The sequence below is a fragment of the Yersinia alsatica genome (assembly GCF_902170305.1).
Taxonomy (GTDB): domain Bacteria; phylum Pseudomonadota; class Gammaproteobacteria; order Enterobacterales; family Enterobacteriaceae; genus Yersinia; species Yersinia alsatica.
Genome location: NZ_CABHWW010000038.1, coordinates 149,981 through 170,057, shown reverse-complemented (window position 1 = coordinate 170,057; position 20,077 = coordinate 149,981). Strand labels below are relative to the sequence as shown.

Below are 20,077 nucleotides of genomic sequence, written 5' to 3'. Positions count from 1 at the left end.
AAACTCATAATAACTCTTATACCCAAAGTCATGGGTGTTGCAGGTAGGCAGCAAGTGAAAGAATCCCGATGAGCTTACTCAAGTAAGTGATTCGGGTGACAGAGCGCAGCTAACCCCCTGCAACTTCAATGAAGAAGGGAGTTTTCTTGTAAGAACTCCTTTCCACCCAACTGACGCATCTGGCGCAAAATCCACTGCTGGCGGGAAATAACATAATTTGACGGGGCATTAACCTTGAAACGATGCGGATTGGGCAGCACCGCAGCCAATAAAGCCGCTTCTGATGAACTCAATTTGCTGGCTGGTTTATTGAAGAAATGGCGAGACGCCGCCTCCACACCAAAAATACCGTCACCAAACTCGGCAATATTCAGATAAACCGTCAGGATACGCCGCTTAGTCCAGACCAACTCAATGCCAGCAGTCAATCCCACTTCCAGCCCTTTACGTATCCAGCTACGCCCGTCCCAAAGAAATAGATTCTTTGCCGTTTGTTGCGATAACGTCGATGCGCCGCGAATACGATTTTGATTACGCTGATTATGAGATAACGCCGACTCGATAGCCCCCACATCAAACCCCCAATGCTCCGGGAATTTTTGATCTTCCGCCGCCATCACTGCCAGTGCCATATAAGGCGAAATTTCATCCATTGGCACCCAATCAGAATGCGCGACATAGGAGAAATCACCTGTCAGCCAGGCCCCGAGTTGCCTTTCAAGCATCACCATGGAAAACGGAACCGGTAAAAAAGCAAAAATTAAAATACCGGCCAGCCACAGAGCGACAATACCAAGAGCACCCCGTTTTCCCCAATACCAAAGCCAACGTAATCCACGCCTGACTGAAATCATTCGGTTAAATCCAGCACCTTCGCCACGAGTTTATCAATGCCTTTAGCGGCTTCAGAAATAGACTCAGCCAACATGTAAGCCGGTGTTGTGACCACTTTATTCTCCGCATCAACCACTACATCATCGACCGGACAAATTACATGCTCTGCACCCATAACTTCAATCGCATCAATGGTATCGGGATCGTTACCAATAGTCAGACGGATAGGTTTGCCCAACAATTTAGGCAGCATCACTGGAGAAATACACATAAAACCAATTGGTTTACCGGACTTATGCATTGATTGAGTTAGCTTAGTTAAATCTGGATCTATCGTGCATTCAGAACCCTTAATTGCGAAATCGCTGAGGTTCTTTGCCGCGCCAAAACCACCAGGGACAATAAGGGCATCTAACTGCTCTGAATTGGCTGAAGAAAGGGGGTTTATCTGCCCACGAGTAATGCGCGCAGACTCCACTAAAACATTGCGCTGCTCTGTTAATTCTTCACCAGTAAGATGATTAATAACATGCAGTTGCGGTTTGTCTGGTGCGAAGAATAAAACACGTGCTCCAGCACGATCTAATGCCAGTATTGTTAAGACAGATTCATGTATCTCTGCCCCATCAAAAACACCGCATCCACTCAGCACTACACCGACGGTTTTCATCACACCTCTCCTTTTCTCACTCTGTCAATCGCTTAACCTGTTCTAGTGACAAAGACGTATCTCTATCACAAATTTTAATGAATCTTGTAACAAGAGCGCTTACATTTGCTATGTTGTTGCCTGTATGATGTATGGAAGAATCCTTACAACCTGCGAATCCATTCGAAATCGAAATAATACGCAGGTTAACGATTTCCCTGGTGTTGGCGCAGTATTCGCGCACCCCGGCCTCGGTCGGGGTTATTTTTTTTCAGCTTCCGCTACCCACTCCCGCAACACCTGAACATCATTACGCCATTCTGATTTTAATTCATCGACCCAATCTTGCACGTTGTCCCACCATGCTGGCAGTGTCGGTGTTTGAATTTGCTGTGCAAGCTGCTGGATATGACGTAAGCCAACAGAACCCGCGGCCCCTTTAATCTTATGCGCCTCTTCAGTAATCCCCTTTTGATCCCGCGCAGTCATGTTTGAATCCAGCACCGCCAAATAACTCGGCATCATTTGTTCAAACATTTCCAGGCTTTGATGAATCAATTGTGGGCCAACCAAATCGATGTATTGTTCCAGCATCGCAGTATCAAGTAACGATTCATGGGTTTGCATCACTTTATATTCCTGTTTTTTAGCGGAGGAAGAGGGCTTCTGATCCCAGAATTGCTTAATCATGGCCGTGAGCGCAGGCACAGATAACGGCTTGCTCAGCACGTCATCCATCCCAGCATCTAAATATTCTTTTTTATCCTTAAGGACGTTGGCGGTTAGTGCCACCAATGGCGGCAGTGATTGATTATCATAGTTCGCCCGAATCTGGCGGGCGATATCCAAGCCGCTCATATCGGGTAACTGAATATCCAGCAGCACTAAATCAAAATCATCGGGCTTGAACATCGCCAGGGCATCGTGGCCATTCATCGCCACCTCAACACTATTGCCCAGTTTCTCCAGTACCGAGCGCGCAACAATGACGTTCAGCTCGATATCTTCCACCAGCAAGACATGAAGAGCGGGCAGTGGCAGGTCGTCGCCTGATGGCGTGGTAGAAACCGCCTGCACGGCTGGCGCCTTGATGGTCAGGGTAAAGCATGACCCAGCGCCTTGGGTGCTTTTCACCGTGATATCACCCCCCATGCTTTGGGCCAAACGTTTAGACACTGCCAGACCAATACCGGTCCCGGTCGCCGGTCGCCCGCCGTTACTGTCTTTGACCTGATAATACATGGCAAAAATCTTGTCCTGTTCATCTTCAGGAATCCCCATGCCAGAGTCTTCCACTTCAAAGGTCAGGCGGTCACTCCCTTCACGCCGTACCCGCACTACAATTTTGCCCTGCTGAGTAAATTTCACCGCGTTGCCGATCAAATTCCACAGAATCTGGCGCAAGCGAGTGCCATCAGTAATGATCTTCTCTGGCAAGGGCAACTGGGGCTCCATAATAAACTTCAGCCCTTTTGGCTGTACCAGCAAGCCAGAGAGGTTTTCCAGATCCGCCATAAAGCCTGTAAAATCAATTGGCTGATTATCAAGTTGAACTTTACGGCGCTCCAACTTATCCATCTCAATGATATCGTTAAAAATATTCCCGAGGGTGATTGCACTGACGTGAATGGTTTTCAGGTATTTCAGTTGTTCGCTGTCTAATTCAGTGTCAAGCAGGATGCGGCTTAGGCCTACAATGCCATTAAGCGGCGTACGCAGCTCGTGGCTGATTGTTGAGATGAAGGTGGTCTTATCCCTACTGGCGTTCTCTAGCGCGTCCTGATAGCGTTTACGCTCGGTTATATCGCGTCCAAAGCCCATCAGACCATGCCGCTTACCGACGCGATCGTAAAATGGCACTTTGCGCAGTTCAAAACAGGCTTTCCGGCCATCGGGATAAACCAGCCACTGCTCATAGGTAAGAGAAACGTTATGACGGAAAACTTTCTCATCCGTTTCCATGACTTTTTCAGCAATATCCGGCGCATAGACATCTTTGGGGGTTAGCCCAACCAATTGCTTCTCACTTTTGCCCGTCAGCAATTCCATTGCTCTGTTGCAGCCAGAAAACTCATTGGCTTCGTTACGGTAATAGACCAGATCCGGGGAGGCATCCAAAAAAGATCGTAACAAGGCGGACTGCTGCCCTAGCTCAACCTGAGCCTGTTCGCGGTGGCCCATCTCTTCTTTCAGCTTATCGACCACTTGCAGATGAGCTTTCTCTGCTTTCTCACGTTCCACAATTTCTTGATTAAGTTGAGCAATATTTTCGGTCAGTTGCTTATTCAGCTCCAAATCGCGATGGCGCATCACTTCAAGTTTATCAACCAAGCGCGACAAGCGCTGGCGCGACTCTTCCAACTGCTCAACCACCACCGACAGGAAATACACGGCCCACGGCGTGATCAACAGGCCGAAGAAAATAGAGCGCACTAAATCGAGGGTTTCAACCGAGCCACTCAATACGAATGTCACCGCCATCTGCACCACCATGGCCAGCAACACCAGCACAGATGCCAGTAGCAGTGAGAAGCGAACCAGCCCTAACTTAACCATTAAATCAACGTAGTACTGGGCTAATACCCTGATTTGCTTCATAGCAACCCCTGTCTGTGTTTCCGGATATACCCAAAGTAGTTGGCGTTGCCGCGACCCTCTGCAACTTCAAATACGAAGGATATAAATCATACCGTAAAACCGGAAAGAGATAAGGCGAGTTACCAAGAAGTGTGGAAAAGATTGCAAATCAATTAGTTTTAGAGGAATAAGACCCTATTGAGGTTGATAGCGATAGATATCCCCAGTAGCAGAGCCCTGTACCCCATATTTGAGTAAGTAATCATTCAGCTTATTCATGCCAGTCCATCTATTTTCGCACCATAATGGCGCAAGCAATGTTGGCCGACGGGCACTTGCCGAGATGCGGTGGTAAACAATGTCGGCGGGCGTATGGCGGATCATTTCACCCGCCGTGACGATATACTCCTCCAGTGCCAGCTCGGGTAAACGCCCGGCCCGCCATGCTTTTGCCATGGTACTGCCTTCTACGATATGTAATGGATGCAGTTTCAGACCGTCAACACCGGTCGCGACAACTTTCTCTAACGTTTCCATGCCCTGCGCCTGATTCTCTCCGGGCAGCCCAACAATTAAATGGCAGCAGACTTTCAAGCCTCTGGCGCGCGCGCGACGTGCTGTCTGTTGGTAACAGGCAAAGTCATGACCACGATTAATGCGTTTGAGGGTTTTATCATTCGCGGTCTGTAGCCCCAGTTCAAGCCAGACCTCATAACCTTGCTGATGATAGCTGCTGAGTAAATCCAGCACCGCATCCGGCACACAGTCAGGCCGGGTTCCGACACATAAACCGACAATGTCGGCTTCAGCCAAAGCCTGCTCATACATTGCCGCCAATGCATTTACTTCGGCATAAGTACTGGTATAGGCCTGAAAGTAAGCCAGATAGCGTTTGGCCCGATTGGTTTTCTTGGCCTGAGTAGCAAGCTGCTGAGCAATACTCTGTTGCTGCATCTGTTCATCCGCAAAGGAGGCCACCTGGCAGAAAGTACAACCGCCGCGCCCCAGTGTTCCATCACGGTTAGGGCAGCTAAACCCGCCGTGTAGCGTGAGTTTATGAATTTTTTCACCGTAGCGGCGCTGTAAATCCGCACCAAACATATTGACTAATTGCTGCAACTGCATAATCTTATCGCTGCCTGTCAAAAAATATTTATTACCCAAAATAGTTGGAGTTACAGCAAAGCAGCAAACGAGTAAATCCCGCTGAGCTGACTTAAGTCAGTGATTCGGGTGAGTAAGCCGCTAACATCGCTGTAGCTTCAAGAAAGAGGGGTAAGCCTACCCGCCAACGATGTTGTGCGCGATGACAGAGATCAACTCCCATGCCCTTGGGTGCAACTTCGCATAACCATTCATTATAAATGCAAATAAAATCACTTGACCGATGATTAAATTTTCTTATTTCCACCAACCTCTTAGCGCTTCTATTACAATTCAGTGAAAAATAGTTTTAAACACCAAAAAATATAAAAAACCTAGCATGTAACTCCAACATCCCCGCCAGCACTAGCATGGTGCAGAGATTTGTCGATTGCACTATAGTGAGACAGCTCACATTTTAGCGCCTATCCTATGAAGTATCCAAGAGGGTAAAAAAGACGATAATATTATATATTTCATAATGATAACCATCATTATTAGCTTAGAGATAGTTCTTAGGCCTATATTTGACCTGAGTATTCTTTCTCGCTAAGTTGGAGGTCCGCTGGAAGCTTTCTAGACGGGCAAACGTCTAGTCATAATTATGCAGTTATTTAAGACACCCTCTTAAAACAAGTCATATACCACTTGTGAGACCCGTCACGAGAGGTCATTGGCGGAGGGCGGAAAAGCAGATTTGCCGCGAAATACGCGCCTGTCAGCCCACCCGTCACCGTGAATTGTCCCTCGCAGTAGGTTGTGAGAGTCACGCAGAGCCTGGGGAGGTTCACTGATATGTTGTACGATAAATCCCAAGAGAAGGACAATTGCGGTTTTGGTCTCATCGCCCACATAGAAGGCGAACCAAGCCATAAAGTCGTGCGTACCGCCATACACGCACTGGCCCGCATGCAGCACCGTGGAGCAATACTCGCCGATGGTAAAACCGGCGATGGTTGTGGCCTACTGTTACAAAAACCGGATCGCTTTTTCCGGATGGTCGCTGAAGAACGCGGATGGCGTTTGGCCAAAAACTATGCCGTAGGCATGATGTTTCTCAGTCAGGATGAAGAACTCGCCAAGGCAAGCCGCCGCATTGTAGAAGAAGAACTGCAAAACGAAACGCTGTCGATCATCGGTTGGCGTGAAGTGCCGACGAATCCTGATGTTCTTGGTGAAATCGCCCTCTCCTCCCTGCCTCGGATTGAACAAATTTTTGTGAACGCCCCTGCTGGCTGGCGTCCACGTGATATGGAACGCCGCCTGTTTGTGGCGCGTCGCCGTATCGAGAAGCGGATTGCAAACGACAAAGATTTCTACGTTTGTAGCTTCTCTAATCTGGTTACGATCTATAAAGGCTTATGTATGCCTGCGGATCTGCCACGCTTTTATCTCGATTTGGCTGACCTGCGCCTTGAATCGGCAATCTGCCTGTTCCACCAGCGCTTCTCAACTAACACCGTGCCACGCTGGCCACTGGCTCAACCGTTCCGCTATCTGGCACATAACGGCGAAATCAATACCATCGCCGGTAACCGCCAATGGGCACGGGCGCGTGCTTACAAATTCAAAACGCCATTAATCCCCGATTTGCAAGATGCGGCTCCTTTCGTCAATGAGACCGGCTCTGACTCCAGTTCACTGGATAACATGCTGGAGCTGTTCCTCAGCGGCGGTATGGACCTGATTCGTGCCATGCGTCTGTTAGTGCCACCGGCCTGGCAGAACAACCCGGATATGGACACCGACCTGCGCGCCTTCTTTGATTTCAACTCCATGCATATGGAACCATGGGATGGCCCGGCCGGGATCGTGATGTCAGATGGCCGTTATGCTGCCTGTAACCTTGACCGTAATGGCTTGCGCCCTGCGCGCTACGTCATCACCAAAGATAAGCTGATCACCTGCGCCTCTGAAGTCGGTATCTGGGATTACCAGCCCGATGAAGTGGTAGAAAAAGGCCGTGTCGGGCCGGGCGAGCTGATGGTGATTGATACCCGCAGCGGCAAGATCTTGCACTCCGCCGAAACCGATAACGATTTGAAAAGCCGCCATCCTTATAAAGAGTGGATGGAAAAGAACGTTAAGCGCTTGGTGCCGTTCGAAGATCTGCCAGAAGATCAGGTGGGTAGCCGCCAGCTAGATGATTCTCAGTTGGAAACCTATCAGAAACAGTTCGGTTACAGCAGTGAAGAGCTGGATCAGGTCATCCGCGTATTGGGTGAAATTGGTCAGGAAGCAACAGGCTCAATGGGCGATGATACCCCGTTCGCCGTGCTCTCCAGCGGCCCACGCATCATTTACGATTACTTCCGCCAGCAGTTTGCGCAGGTGACCAACCCGCCAATCGATCCGCTGCGTGAAGCGCATGTCATGTCACTGGCGACCAGTATTGGCCGTGAAATGAACGTGTTCTGCGAAGCTGAAGGTCAGGCGCACCGTCTGAGCTTTAAATCGCCAATTTTGCTGTTCTCTGACTTCCAACAGCTAACCACGCTGGAAGGGGAGCATTACCGCGCAGATCGCTTGGATCTGACTTTTGATCCGGCTGAAATTGATTTGGAGCAGGCGGTGCTGGCTCTGTGTGACGAAGCTGAGCGCAAAGTGCGTGATGGTGCCGTTATGCTGGTGCTGTCAGACCGTGCTATCGCCCCTAACCGCCTGCCAGTTCCAGCGCCAATGGCTGTCGGCGCGGTGCAGACCCGGCTGGTAGAAAAAAATCTGCGTTGCGATGCCAACATCATTGTTGAAACCGCTAGCGCCCGTGACCCACACCACTTCGCCGTATTGCTCGGCTTTGGTGCTACCGCGATTTATCCTTATTTAGCTTATGAATCATTGGCTAAATTAGTTGATAGCCAAGCGATTGATAAAAAGTATCGCGATGTGATGCTGAACTATCGTAACGGTATCAATAAAGGGCTGTACAAGATCATGTCCAAAATGGGCATCTCGACTGTGGCCTCGTACCGTTGCGCCAAACTGTTTGAAGCCGTTGGCCTGCATCGTGACCTGTCCAACCTCTGTTTCCAAGGGGTTGTCAGCCGCATCGGTGGGGCGAGTTTCAGTGATTTCCAACAGGATTTACAGAATCTCTCCAAACGCGCCTGGCTGAAACGTAAGCCACTGGATCAAGGCGGGTTACTGAAGTTTGTCCATAACGGCGAATACCATGCGTATAACCCAGATGTGGTCAGCAGCTTGCAAACTGCGGTTCACAGTGGCGAATACAGTGATTATCAAGTCTATGCCAAACTGGTTAATGAGCGCCCGATTGCCACTCTGCGTGACTTACTGGCCATTAAACCTCAAGGCACGCCGATCCCTGTGGATCAGGTCGAGCCAGCGGAATCGCTGTTCACCCGCTTTGATACCGCCGCGATGTCTATTGGCGCATTGAGCCCAGAAGCTCACGAATCCTTAGCGATCGCGATGAACAGCCTTGGTGGGTTCTCAAACTCCGGTGAAGGTGGCGAAGATCCAGCACGTTACGGCACCAATAAGGTTTCCCGCATCAAGCAGGTTGCTTCTGGTCGTTTCGGGGTCACGCCAGCGTATCTGGTGAACGCCGATGTTATCCAGATCAAAGTCGCTCAAGGTGCGAAGCCCGGCGAAGGTGGTCAATTACCGGGTGATAAAGTCACGCCGTATATTGCCAAACTGCGCTATTCCGTGCCGGGTGTGACATTGATTTCCCCACCGCCACACCATGATATTTACTCAATCGAAGACTTGGCACAGCTTATTTTCGACTTGAAACAGGTTAACCCGAAGGCGCTGATTTCGGTGAAACTGGTTTCTGAGCCAGGTGTAGGCACCATCGCCACCGGTGTGGCGAAAGCTTACGCCGACCTGATTACCATTGCCGGTTATGACGGCGGTACCGGTGCCAGCCCACTCTCTTCGGTGAAATATGCAGGTTGTCCGTGGGAACTGGGGCTGGTTGAAACGCAACAAGCACTGGTTGCCAACGGCCTGCGCCATAAAATCCGCCTGCAAGTGGATGGTGGCCTGAAAACTGGCGTTGATATTGTTAAAGCGGCCATTCTGGGGGCTGAAAGCTTCGGTTTTGGCACTGGCCCTATGGTGGCGCTGGGTTGTAAATACCTACGTATTTGCCACCTGAATAACTGTGCTACCGGTGTGGCAACTCAAGATGAAAAACTGCGTCGCGACCATTATCACGGCCTACCTGAGCGTGTGGTGAACTACTTCCAGTTTATCGCCCGTGAAACCCGTGAAATCATGGCTGAGCTGGGTGTTAGCCAACTGGTTGATTTGATTGGCCGTACTGACATGCTGCTGGAGCTTGACGGGATCTCTGCCAAACAGAACAAACTGGACTTGTCGCCAATGCTGAAAACAGCTACGCCGCATCCGGGTAAAGCATTGCATTGCACCGAAAGTAACCCTCCGTTCGATAAAGGCTTATTGAACAAAGAGTTGCTGGCACAAGCTGAGCCACATATTGAAGCCAAACACAGCAAGACGTTTTACTTCGATATTCGCAACACCGACCGCTCAGTGGGTGCCGCATTATCTGGCGCGATTGCCACTAAACATGGTGACCAAGGCATGGCAACCGACCCTATCAAAGCTTACTTCTCCGGGACTGCCGGTCAGAGCTTTGGGGTGTGGAATGCCGGTGGTGTCGAATTGACACTGACCGGTGATGCCAACGATTACGTCGGCAAAGGTATGGCCGGTGGCCGCATCGCGGTACGCCCTCCGGTAGGGTCTAACTTCCGCAGCCACGAAGCCAGCATTGTCGGCAACACCTGCCTGTATGGCGCCACTGGCGGTAAATTGTTTGCCGCAGGCCGTGCCGGTGAGCGTTTCGCAGTACGTAACTCCGGTGCTATCACCGTAGTTGAAGGTATCGGCGATAACGGCTGTGAATATATGACTGGCGGGATTGTCTGCGTATTGGGCCGCACCGGGATTAACTTCGGTGCCGGTATGACCGGTGGTTTCGCTTACGTCCTTGATGAAGATGGCGAATTCCGTAAACGTGTTAACCCTGAGCTGGTAGAGGTCTTGGATGTTGATCAACTGGCCATCCATGAAGAGCATCTGCGTGGGCTGATCACTGAGCATGTTCAGTTGACAGGTTCTAGCCGTGGCGAAGAAATTCTGGCTAACTGGCCAGAGTGGGTGACCAAGTTTGCTTTGGTTAAACCAAAATCCAGCGATGTGAAAGCACTGTTGGGCCACCGTAGCCGTTCCGCAGCTGAGCTGCGGGTTCAAGCGCAGTAAGGGGTTGAAATGAGTCAGAATGTTTATCAGTTTATCGACCTACAGCGCGTAGATCCGCCGAAAAAGCCGCTGAAGATCCGTAAAATTGAGTTTGTTGAAATTTACGAACCATTCTCGGAAACACAGGCGAAAGCACAGGCAGACCGCTGTCTGTCTTGCGGCAACCCTTACTGTGAATGGAAATGCCCGGTGCATAACTACATCCCTAACTGGCTGAAACTGGCCAATGAAGGACGGATTATGGAAGCGGCGGATCTGGCTCACCAGACCAACAGCTTGCCGGAAGTTTGTGGCCGGGTGTGCCCACAAGACCGTCTGTGTGAAGGGTCTTGCACCCTGAACGACGAGTTTGGTGCCGTCACCATTGGTAACATTGAACGCTATATCAGTGACAAAGCCATCGAAATGGGCTGGAAACCTGATATGTCTCATGTTCACCCAACCGGTAAACGCGTTGCAGTCATTGGTGCTGGCCCTGCGGGGTTGGCCTGTGCCGACGTGTTAGCCCGTAACGGCGTACAAGCGGTGGTATTTGACCGTCATCCAGAGATTGGTGGCCTACTGACCTTTGGTATTCCGGCCTTTAAGCTGGAAAAAGAAGTGATGATTAAGCGGCGTAAAATCTTCTCCGAGATGGGCATTGAATTCCAGTTGAATACTGAAATTGGCAAAGACATCCAAATGGATGCGCTGCTTAAAGAGTATGACGCGGTGTTCCTCGGTGTCGGGACGTACCAATCAATGCGTGGTGGTCTGGAAAACGAAGATGCATCCGGTGTCTACGATGCTCTGCCATTCCTGATTGCCAATACCAAGCAGTTGATGGGTTATGAAGCGGCGCCACACGAGCCTTATATCAGCATGCAAGGCAAGCGCGTGGTGGTACTTGGCGGTGGTGATACCGCAATGGACTGTGTGCGCTCCTCAATCCGTCAGGGGGCAACAGATGTGGTCTGTGCTTACCGTCGTGACGAGGTCAACATGCCGGGCTCTAAACGGGAAGTGAAAAACGCCCGTGAGGAAGGGGTCGAATTTAAATTCAACCTGCAACCGCTGAGCATCGAAGTCAACAGTAATGGCAAAGTCTGTGGTGTGAAGATGGTACGTACCCAATTGGGTGCACCTGATGCACAGGGCCGCAGCATGGCTGAACAGATCCCAGGTTCAGAACATGTGTTGCCAGCAGATGCAGTGGTTATGGCGTTTGGTTTCCGTCCACACAGCATGGAATGGTTAGCGGCTCACGACGTCGCACTGGATAAGCAAGGCCGTGTCGTTGCACCTGAGCGCACAGATAATGCTTTCCAGACCAGCAACCCAAAAATCTTTGCCGGTGGCGATATTGTCCGTGGCTCTGATTTAGTGGTAACGGCCATTGCTGAAGGCCGTAAAGCCGCAGAAGGCATCATGAATTATCTGGAAGTCTAAAAACCAGATTTTGGAAGAGACGCAAAATAATCAAGGGCTGGCTATCCAGCCCTTTTTACTGCCTTTTTCCCCCGCATCGCCACTCCCATTCAAGATTTTGTAACAATCTCAATTCGGCTTAATTGCAGCATTTTATGCCTGAGGCGCTATAGTAAAGCCCGAGTTTATGTTTACTGATGTTTTTGGGCCTGCTTATCTGGCCCCACACAGCTATTTTTCCTATACGTTTATTACGCCTTGTTTTAAAGAAAGGATTATCTGTTATGAAATCTCACTTACTTTTCATGGCCGGCGGCTTGCTGGCTATTAGCGGCAGCGCATTTGCGATGTCTCTTAATTATCAAGAAGTTGGTTACAATATTGAAGCGCGTGGCGCACGCGCAGTTGTCGCCGAGCTGGCTCGGGCTGGGCAACTACCCGCAGTAGAGAATAATATTAAGCTGGGTGATGATAACTGGATTGCTATGGCCCCTAAACTGGCCGATGGTGGAAATGCAAGCTTCACCGCGGGTGTAAAATCAGCTCTCTCTTCCGCGCTGATTTATAACCCGGCCGCAGTACTCAAAGCAGTCAGTGACAGTAAGACATTAACACTGTCAGAAATTTGTACCGCACCGGCTGATGCCAAAGACAGTGCCGCTAAAGCTAGCTTCCAGCAACGCGCTTCCCATACCTTATCGACGATTAGAAATAGCGACATGATGAGCCAGCGTGATAGCTGCCTGGCGGAATTGAAAAAGATAGGTTGAGTGGCAGGTTAGGTAGAAATGATAAGGGCGGCCAATGCCGCCCTTTGGGTATATCGTTTTTTGCCCGAAACGAAGGCGATTACTTCACAACCCGTAATGCCGGACGACCACCACTGCGTGGCGGTTGCGGCGGCTCATCATCAGGAGAGTGACCTTCGCCCTCTGGTGCCTGAGTATCATCCGTTACCAATGTCAGGCTTTCAGTCGACGCAGTTTCGCTACCTTCCTCTTCTATGCCAACAAAATTACCATCAGCATCAGAATCGTAAGCTTCTTCAGGCTCAAACATTGTGCCCGAACCGTTCTCGCGCGCATAGATTGCCATCACCGCACCCATAGGTACGGTAACCTGACGGGGAACTCCACCAAAACGGGCATTGAAGCTCACGCCATCATTACCCAGTTCCAGATTACCCACTGCACGCGGTGCCACATTCAATACAATTTGCCCATCACGAGCAAACTCCATCGGCACCGAAACACCTGGCCGGGTAACATCCACCACCAGATGCGGAGTCAGTTGATTATCAATCAACCACTCATAGAATGCGCGCAACAGATAAGGGCGGCGCGGAGACATATCAGACATCTCCATAACAATTAACCCCGAGTTTTCAGATGCATTTCACGTTCAGCTTCAGTCAGAGAAGCCAAGAATGCATCACGTTCAAACACACGGGTCATATAGCCTTTCAGCTCTTTAGAACCCGCGCCAGTGAACTCAATACCTAACACCGGCAAACGCCACAACAGCGGAGCCAGGTAGCAATCGACCAGACTGAACTCTTCGCTCATAAAGAAAGGCATTTCGTTAAATACCGGCGCGATAGACAACAGCTCTTCACGCAACTGCTTACGTGCCGCATCAGCTTCTTGCGCGTTGCCTTGCTCGATTTTGTGTAGCAGAGAGTACCAATCCTGCTCAATGCGGTTCATCATCAAACGGCTGCTACCACGAGCAACAGGGTATACCGGCATCAATGGCGGGTGAGGAAAACGCTCATCCAGGTATTCCATGATGATGCGGGATTCATACAGCGTCAGCTCGCGATCAACCAAAGTAGGGACGGTACGGTAAGGATTGAGGTCAATCAGGTCCTGCGGCAGATTATCAGCTTCAACCTGCTCAATCTCAACACTGACACCTTTTTCCGCCAGTACGATACGTACTTGATGGCTAAAAATGTCGGTCGGGCCGGAAAACAGCGTCATTACCGAACGTTTGTTGGCAGCGACAGCCATGAAAACCTCCAAGATTATCTAGAAAACAATGCGAATAGCCCACGATGACGTTGCTATCCTGAGTCGTTTTACCGCCGGTTCGCAATCTCGACAGCTGTTGCCGTAAATAAGCCTTGGTCGAGAGAATAATTCAGCCAGGGAGATACACGGACGCCAACAGTTCGCCGAACAGGCACAAAAGTGGATGATAGTTTACCAGATTTTGCATGTTTTGTGGGGATGGCGCTGCGATTTCGTGATCAATTGTCTATCAGACAACAGTTTAGCGATAAAAATAATGTGTATAAAATGGTGGAAAGTTGTTTTTCAGGCATAAAAAAACCCGGTGAGACACCGGGTTTTTACCATTAATCTGATGCCGTAAAGGCAAAAAATTAACGTTTGGAGAACTGTGGACGACGACGTGCTTTACGCAGACCCACTTTCTTACGCTCAACTTCACGCGCATCACGCGTTACGAAGCCAGCTTTACGCAGTTCACCACGCAGAGACTCGTCATATTCCATCAGTGCACGGGTGATACCGTGACGGATAGCGCCAGCCTGACCTGAAATACCACCACCTTTAACAGTGATGTACATGTCAAACTTGGTAACCATGTCTACCAGTTCCAACGGTTGGTTAACTACCATGCGGGCAGTTTCACGACCGAAGTAAACTTCGAGGCTACGTTGGTTAATAACGATTTTACCGCTACCCGGCTTAAGAAAAACGCGTGCAGCAGAACTTTTGCGGCGACCAGTGCCGTAGTATTGATTTTCAGCCATTGCCATAATCCCGATTAAATGTCCAGAACTTGCGGTTGCTGCGCCGCATGATTGTGCTCAGTACCAGCGTAAACTTTAAGTTTACGATACATTGCACGGCCCAGCGGACCCTTCGGCAGCATGCCTTTAACCGCGATTTCAATCACACGCTCAGGACTGCGGGCAATCATCTCTTCAAAGGTCGCTTGTTTGATACCACCGATGTGACCGGTGTGACGGTAATAAATCTTGTCTGTACGCTTGTTACCGGTTACGGCAACTTTTTCTGCGTTCAGAACGATGATGTAATCACCAGTATCAACGTGCGGGGTGTATTCCGCTTTATGCTTGCCGCGTAGGCGACTAGCCAGTTCAGTAGCGAGGCGACCCAAGGTCTTACCATTCGCGTCAACAACATACCAGTCGCGTTTTACAGTTTCTGGTTTAGCTGTGAAAGTTTTCATTATAAAAGCTTACCCAATTAATAAGTTACACGTTGGTGAACACCCAAACGTTCAAAAACAGTTGAGGCTCACACGACCATCAGTCCAGCAAACCTACCCCTTCGAATAGCCAATGCTGGCACTATCAAAGTTTTTGGGAAAAAAAAACTTTGTTGTAACGTGGGGTCGCAAGATTATAGAGAAGTCGACGTTAAAGATCGAACTGTTTTTGACGAGAAAGGTATAAATTAAACATGTTAAGTAAGGGCGAAGGACGATCGCCCACAACAGAGTAGCATTTTAGCAGGTAAAAAGTGAATAACAGCAGTGCAGATATCCTTACGGCAAATGCGGTAAAGACAGATATTCTTCGCTCTGCATCTCTTGTAGTCGCGATAAACAGCGCTGATATTCAAATTTAAGGCGCTCACCGCAATAAATCTCAAACATTGATGTTTCAGCAGCAATAATCAGTTTTACCCGCCGCTCATAAAACTCATCGACTAATGCCAGAAAACGCCGCGCAGTATTCTCATCTTTTGTCGCCATCCGGTGAACATTGTGCAGCAATACCGTGTGATAGAGCTTGGAGAGCGCAATATAATCCAGTTGGCTGCGTGCCTCTTCACATAACGTATGGAAATCAACCGCCAGAACCCCCTGTGCCGAGCAAATAGCTGGCAAGGGGCGGTGATTAACCTCCAGCACCGGAGCCTGTTCCCCCTCTTTACCCGCCAGTTTGACGAAGATCTCCTCCATGGCATGCTCAGTTTGCGGACTTAACGGTGTCAGATAAAGATTGGCCTGAGTTAAGGTGCGTAAGCGGTAGTCGATTCCGGCATCAACATTCATCACATCACAATATTGCTTAATCAGCGCAATGGCGGGTAGGAAGCGAGCTCGCTGCAAACCGTTATGGTACAAATCATCCGGCGGGATGTTGGATGTGGCTACCAATGTGATACCGCGGGCAAAGAGTGCTTCCAGCAATGTTGCCAGCAGCATGGCGTCAGTGATGTCTGAAACAAAGAATTCATCAAAACACAGCACATCGGTCTGTTCCTTGAAGCCATCAGCAATAATTTCTAATGGATCTTCATGACCTTGCAACGCCATCAATTCTTGCTGTACCCGCAACATAAAGCGGTGAAAGTGCAGACGAAGTTTGCGCTCACCCGGCAAGCTGTGGAAAAACATATCCATCAGCCAGGTTTTACCACGCCCAACTCCCCCCCACATATATAAACCCTGGGCCGGTCGTATTGACACTCGTGGTGCCGGACGCCCCAACAAACGCCCCAAACGCCCGCGCAGACCAGCGCTGGCCGGTGGCGTATTCTGGCGTTGATTCAACTCTTGATAAAGAGTGTCCAGCCGCGCTACGGTACGACGCTGCACATCATCGGGTTGGTAGTCGCCGGCATCAAGTGCCTGCTGGTAAAGTGCTATAGGTGAACTAGGTTGCATGTTTATCAACAATCCCTGATAAAATAGTTATCTACTTTTGGCTGCGCTTTCTTGCTGATTTATCGGGCAATCGCAGCATTTACCGACTCTGATATTGCGGAAAAAGCCTGATAACCATAGGCAAAGTTGTATCAGGATTCCACTCGGACAAGGTTAACGGTTATAGTGGGTATTATTAAGTGAAAAAGTCCTGCTGAACAATGAAGTCAAAAAAGGAGTCATCATGACCTGGGAGTATGCGCTTATTGGGTTGGTTGTTGGTGTTGTGATTGGCGCGGTAGCTATGCGCTTTGGCAACCGCAAATTGCGTCAGCAGCAAGTGCTGCAAAATGAGCTGGAGAAGAGCAAAGCAGATCTGGAAGAGTATCGCCAGGAACTGGTTGGGCATTTTGCCCGCAGTGCTGAGTTGTTGGATAACATGGCTCGCGACTATCGTCAGCTTTATCAGCATATGGCGAAGAGCTCTAATAACTTACTGCCGGACTTGCCGTTGCAGGATAACCCGTTCCGCTACCGTCTGTCTGAATCTGAAGCGGATAATGATCAAGCGCCGGTTAAAATGCCACCTCGGGACTATTCTGAAGGGGCATCCGGTTTGTTGCGCCCGGAGCATCAGACTCGCGACTAAACACATACCTATCATGCTGACTACGGTAGAGCGACGCTCTATCGTAGTCAGCACATTTACACTTCTATACTTACCTCTCCTTGAATTGCTTTATCGCGGCCCTTATATCAAGCGATATCTTAGGATGCTTATTTTTAGAACAGCAGTAGCCTTTTGAAATAAGTGAATTTTTCAGCTAATTCAGAGTCTGAATTTACAACGGGCCTGTAACAGCCATCCACCCTATTCATTCACCGTTAGGTATTGAGAGAGTTTAAATCAATGAAGAAAAAGTCATTATTTCTTAGTGCGCTGGCAATGAGTGTCGGCTTAGGTCTCGCATCTGTTCCTATGGTGAACGCAGCAGCGCTGCCTACAGCCGTGGCCGGGCAATCAGTCCCTAGCTTGGCTCCGATGCTGGAAAAAGTCTTGCCTGCGGTTGTCAGCGTTCACGTCTCTGGTACTCAAGCCCAGCAGCAACGCTTGCCGGAAGAGTTCAAATTCTTCTTTGGCCCGAATGCACCAACCGGCAAAGAGAGCAACCGTCCGTTTGAAGGTTTGGGTTCTGGCGTCATTATTAACGCCGAAAAAGGTTATGTGCTGACGAACAATCACGTTATCAATAACGCAGATAAAATTCGTGTTCAGCTCAATGATGGCCGTGAATATGATGCCAAATTGCTTGGTCGTGATGAACAAACCGATATCGCGTTATTACAGCTGACCGATGCCAAAAATCTGACCGCTATCAAAATGGCAGACTCAGATAACCTGCGGGTCGGCGATTTCGCTGTTGCCGTAGGTAACCCATTTGGTCTGGGACAAACCGCCACCTCCGGTATTATTTCAGCACTGGGGCGCAGTGGCCTGAATCTAGAAGGGTTAGAGAACTTTATCCAGACCGATGCCTCCATCAACCGGGGTAACTCTGGTGGTGCTTTGGTTAACCTGAATGGCGAATTAATCGGGATTAATACTGCAATTCTGGCCCCGGGTGGCGGCAACATCGGTATCGGCTTTGCCATTCCAAGTAATATGGCGCAAAACCTTAGCCAGCAGTTGATTGAGTTTGGTGAAGTGAAACGCGGCCTGCTGGGCATCCGTGGTAGCGAAATGACTGCGGATATGGCGAAAGCCTTTAATATTGATGCCCAACGTGGTGCTTTTGTCAGCGAAGTATTGCCAAAATCAGCAGCATCTAAAGCCGGCATTAAAGCTGGCGACGTGCTGGTTTCCGTCGATGGTAAAGCTATCAGCAGCTTTGCTGAATTGCGCGCCAAAGTCGGGACTACCGGTCCGGGTAAAGCGATTAAAGTTGGCTTACTCCGTGATGGCAAGCCACTTGAAGTCACTGTAACGCTAGAGAACAGCAGCCCAACTTCAACCAGCGCTGATACTTTGTCGCCATCATTGCAGGGCGCGTCCCTGAGCAATGGCGAAATCAAAGGTGGCAGTAAAGGGGTTAAAGTTGAAAGCGTGACAAAAGGCTCACCTGCTGCACAATCTGGCTTACAGAAAGACGATGTGATTATCGCCGTAAACCGGGTACGAGTGCAGGATATCGCGGAGCTGCGTAAAGCTATCGAAGCTAAACCTGCGGTGATTGCGCTGAATATTGTGCGCGGTGAAGAGAATATTTACCTGTTAATCCGCTAATTTGCAGAAAAATCGGACACAGCACAATGCTGTGTCCGCCAAACTCATGCTATCCTCGCGTTATCTATTCATTCATGCCTTAAACTTCATGTTTCTTAAGCTATTGCGTTCTATTATTTTGGGGCTAATTGTCGCCGGTATTTTGCTGGTCGCCATGCCTATGCTCCGTAGCCCGGGTCACTTTTTTTCCGGCAACGCCAATAGTGTCGATGAAGAGACTCCTGCCAGTTACAATCAGGCGGTGCGCAGGGCGGCTCCGGCGGTTGTTAACGTCTACAACCGTAGCCTAAGTCCCAATCAGGAAGGGTTAGCCATTCGAACATTGGGTTCTGGCGTAATCATGAGTGATAAGGGCTATATCCTGACGAACAAGCACGTTATCAATAATGCTGAACAGATCATTGTGGCATTACAAAATGGCCGCATCTCTGAAGCATTGCTGGTCGGCTCGGATAATTTGACTGATTTAGCGGTGTTGAAAATCGATGCAGTTAATCTACCAGTCATTCCCATCAATATTAATCGTACCCCCCATATTGGCGACGTTGTTCTGGCAATCGGCAACCCTTACAACCTCGGGCAAACCGTGACTCAGGGGATTATCAGTGCCACTGGGCGTATTGGGTTGAGTGATTCCGGGCGGCAAAACTTCCTCCAGACCGATGCCTCAATCAACCAAGGTAACTCTGGTGGCGCATTGGTAAACACCTTGGGTGAGCTGATGGGGATTAACACGTTATCCTTTGATAAAAGCAGCAACGGTGAAACACCGGAAGGTATTGGTTTTGCTATTCCGACCGCACTTGCCACCAAAGTGATGGAAAAGCTGATTCGTGATGGGCGAGTCATTCGTGGCTATATCGGTATTACCGGTGAGGAATATCCACCATTCAATGCTAGCGGCAATGGTGGTGATCGAATTCATGGTATTAAAGTGAATAAAATATCCCCCAACGGTCCAGCCGCGCATGCTGATTTGCAAGTGGGTGACATTATTCTCAGTGTGAATAACAAGCCTGCGACATCTGTGATAGAAACCATGGACCAAGTGGCAGAAATTCGCCCAGGAACTACGATTCCGGTACTGTTACTGCGCAATGGTCAGCAAATCACTGCACAAATTACTATCACCGAATTAGATCAAAATGAAGTTCTCGGTCAGCAGCCTGCACAGTAACCGCGCTGTTTTGCTGAGTGATAAGTTCACGGTTAAAAATACTTTCACTACCAACATAAAAAATGCCAGCTCGAACATATCGGCTGGCATTTTTTCACATATT

Annotated in this window: 15 protein-coding genes; 6 read left to right on the top strand and 9 right to left on the bottom strand. The window is 49.4% G+C overall.

The window, feature by feature from the left end:
- Nucleotides 1-125 precede the first annotated feature (125 nt).
- The 4 genes from mtgA to FTA96_RS22120 all read right to left on the bottom strand — a co-directional run bounded on the left by mtgA (nt 126) and on the right by FTA96_RS22120 (nt 5,185).
- Nucleotides 126-854: a monofunctional biosynthetic peptidoglycan transglycosylase gene (gene mtgA, locus FTA96_RS22140; RefSeq protein WP_050134148.1), complete on the bottom strand. Its 729-nt coding sequence runs from the start codon at nt 852-854 to the stop codon at nt 126-128.
- Nucleotides 851-1,504 carry an isoprenoid biosynthesis glyoxalase ElbB gene (elbB, locus tag FTA96_RS22135; protein ID WP_145574894.1) on the bottom strand — a complete coding sequence of 218 codons (654 nt, stop codon included), beginning with the start codon at nt 1,502-1,504 and terminating at the stop codon, nt 851-853. The genes mtgA and elbB overlap by 4 nt, the downstream gene beginning before the upstream one ends.
- A 240-nt stretch (nt 1,505-1,744) precedes the next feature.
- Nucleotides 1,745-4,081, bottom strand: coding sequence for an aerobic respiration two-component sensor histidine kinase ArcB (gene arcB / locus FTA96_RS22125; RefSeq protein WP_134956651.1), 2,337 nt, complete (start codon nt 4,079-4,081; stop codon nt 1,745-1,747).
- Nucleotides 4,082-4,255: 174 nt separating this feature from the next.
- Nucleotides 4,256-5,185: a TIGR01212 family radical SAM protein gene (locus FTA96_RS22120; RefSeq protein WP_050110986.1), complete on the bottom strand. Its 930-nt coding sequence runs from the start codon at nt 5,183-5,185 to the stop codon at nt 4,256-4,258.
- An 813-nt stretch (nt 5,186-5,998) separates the two neighbouring features.
- On the opposite strand from FTA96_RS22120, the gene gltB reads away from it, so the two are divergent.
- The 3 genes from gltB (at nt 5,999) to FTA96_RS22105 (ending at nt 12,636) form a co-directional block, all read left to right on the top strand.
- Nucleotides 5,999-10,459, top strand: a complete 4,461-nt coding sequence (gltB, locus tag FTA96_RS22115; protein WP_145540327.1) for a glutamate synthase large subunit — start codon at nt 5,999-6,001, stop codon at nt 10,457-10,459.
- Between the two features lie 9 nt (nt 10,460-10,468).
- The gene (locus FTA96_RS22110; RefSeq protein WP_050110988.1) at nt 10,469-11,887 is read left to right on the top strand and encodes a glutamate synthase small subunit; all 1,419 of its coding nucleotides are present in this window, start codon (nt 10,469-10,471) and stop codon (nt 11,885-11,887) included.
- A gap of 263 nt (nt 11,888-12,150) precedes the next feature.
- A complete protein-coding gene (locus FTA96_RS22105; protein WP_050134145.1) occupies nt 12,151-12,636 on the top strand; it encodes a hypothetical protein in 486 nt (161 codons plus the stop codon).
- 79 nt (nt 12,637-12,715) lie between these two features.
- On the opposite strand, the gene sspB is transcribed toward FTA96_RS22105, so the two are convergent.
- The 5 genes from sspB to zapE form a co-directional block, all read right to left on the bottom strand.
- Nucleotides 12,716-13,231, bottom strand: a complete 516-nt coding sequence (gene sspB, locus FTA96_RS22100) for a ClpXP protease specificity-enhancing factor (RefSeq protein ID WP_050110990.1) — start codon at nt 13,229-13,231, stop codon at nt 12,716-12,718.
- Nucleotides 13,232-13,236: 5 nt separating this feature from the next.
- Entirely contained in the window at nt 13,237-13,878 is a 642-nt protein-coding gene (gene sspA, locus FTA96_RS22095; RefSeq protein ID WP_004714928.1) for a stringent starvation protein SspA, read from the bottom strand.
- Nucleotides 13,879-14,252: 374 nt separating this feature from the next.
- Nucleotides 14,253-14,645 (bottom strand): 30S ribosomal protein S9, encoded by a 393-nt coding sequence (rpsI, locus tag FTA96_RS22090; RefSeq protein ID WP_005162424.1) that lies wholly within the window; start codon nt 14,643-14,645, stop codon nt 14,253-14,255.
- 14 nt (nt 14,646-14,659) lie between these two features.
- On the bottom strand, nt 14,660-15,088 hold the full coding sequence (gene rplM / locus FTA96_RS22085; protein ID WP_004710905.1) for a 50S ribosomal protein L13: 429 nt from the start codon (nt 15,086-15,088) through the stop codon (nt 14,660-14,662).
- 318 nt (nt 15,089-15,406) lie between these two features.
- Nucleotides 15,407-16,534 (bottom strand): cell division protein ZapE, encoded by a 1,128-nt coding sequence (gene zapE / locus FTA96_RS22080; RefSeq protein WP_050145797.1) that lies wholly within the window; start codon nt 16,532-16,534, stop codon nt 15,407-15,409.
- A gap of 223 nt (nt 16,535-16,757) precedes the next feature.
- Between zapE and zapG the strand changes: the two genes are divergently transcribed.
- From zapG to degS, 3 genes are all read left to right on the top strand, one after another.
- Nucleotides 16,758-17,162, top strand: coding sequence for a Z-ring associated protein ZapG (gene zapG / locus FTA96_RS22075; protein WP_050110992.1), 405 nt, complete (start codon nt 16,758-16,760; stop codon nt 17,160-17,162).
- A 261-nt stretch (nt 17,163-17,423) separates the two neighbouring features.
- Nucleotides 17,424-18,797 (top strand): serine endoprotease DegQ, encoded by a 1,374-nt coding sequence (degQ, locus tag FTA96_RS22070; RefSeq protein ID WP_050110993.1) that lies wholly within the window; start codon nt 17,424-17,426, stop codon nt 18,795-18,797.
- An 88-nt stretch (nt 18,798-18,885) separates the two neighbouring features.
- A complete protein-coding gene (degS, locus tag FTA96_RS22065; protein ID WP_050134374.1) occupies nt 18,886-19,974 on the top strand; it encodes an outer membrane-stress sensor serine endopeptidase DegS in 1,089 nt (362 codons plus the stop codon).
- The last annotated feature ends 103 nt before the right edge of the window (nt 19,975-20,077 follow it).

Coding starts and splice junctions, on each gene's coding strand:
- mtgA (WP_050134148.1), bottom strand. CDS start 854: ATGATTTCAGTCAGGCGTGGATTACGTTGGCTTTGGTATTGGGGAAAA.
- elbB (WP_145574894.1), bottom strand. CDS start 1,504: ATGAAAACCGTCGGTGTAGTGCTGAGTGGATGCGGTGTTTTTGATGGG.
- arcB (WP_134956651.1), bottom strand. CDS start 4,081: ATGAAGCAAATCAGGGTATTAGCCCAGTACTACGTTGATTTAATGGTT.
- FTA96_RS22120 (WP_050110986.1), bottom strand. CDS start 5,185: ATGCAGTTGCAGCAATTAGTCAATATGTTTGGTGCGGATTTACAGCGC.
- gltB (WP_145540327.1), top strand. CDS start 5,999: ATGTTGTACGATAAATCCCAAGAGAAGGACAATTGCGGTTTTGGTCTC.
- FTA96_RS22110 (WP_050110988.1), top strand. CDS start 10,469: ATGAGTCAGAATGTTTATCAGTTTATCGACCTACAGCGCGTAGATCCG.
- FTA96_RS22105 (WP_050134145.1), top strand. CDS start 12,151: ATGAAATCTCACTTACTTTTCATGGCCGGCGGCTTGCTGGCTATTAGC.
- sspB (WP_050110990.1), bottom strand. CDS start 13,231: ATGGAGATGTCTGATATGTCTCCGCGCCGCCCTTATCTGTTGCGCGCA.
- sspA (WP_004714928.1), bottom strand. CDS start 13,878: ATGGCTGTCGCTGCCAACAAACGTTCGGTAATGACGCTGTTTTCCGGC.
- rpsI (WP_005162424.1), bottom strand. CDS start 14,645: ATGGCTGAAAATCAATACTACGGCACTGGTCGCCGCAAAAGTTCTGCT.
- rplM (WP_004710905.1), bottom strand. CDS start 15,088: ATGAAAACTTTCACAGCTAAACCAGAAACTGTAAAACGCGACTGGTAT.
- zapE (WP_050145797.1), bottom strand. CDS start 16,534: ATGCAACCTAGTTCACCTATAGCACTTTACCAGCAGGCACTTGATGCC.
- zapG (WP_050110992.1), top strand. CDS start 16,758: ATGACCTGGGAGTATGCGCTTATTGGGTTGGTTGTTGGTGTTGTGATT.
- degQ (WP_050110993.1), top strand. CDS start 17,424: ATGAAGAAAAAGTCATTATTTCTTAGTGCGCTGGCAATGAGTGTCGGC.
- degS (WP_050134374.1), top strand. CDS start 18,886: ATGTTTCTTAAGCTATTGCGTTCTATTATTTTGGGGCTAATTGTCGCC.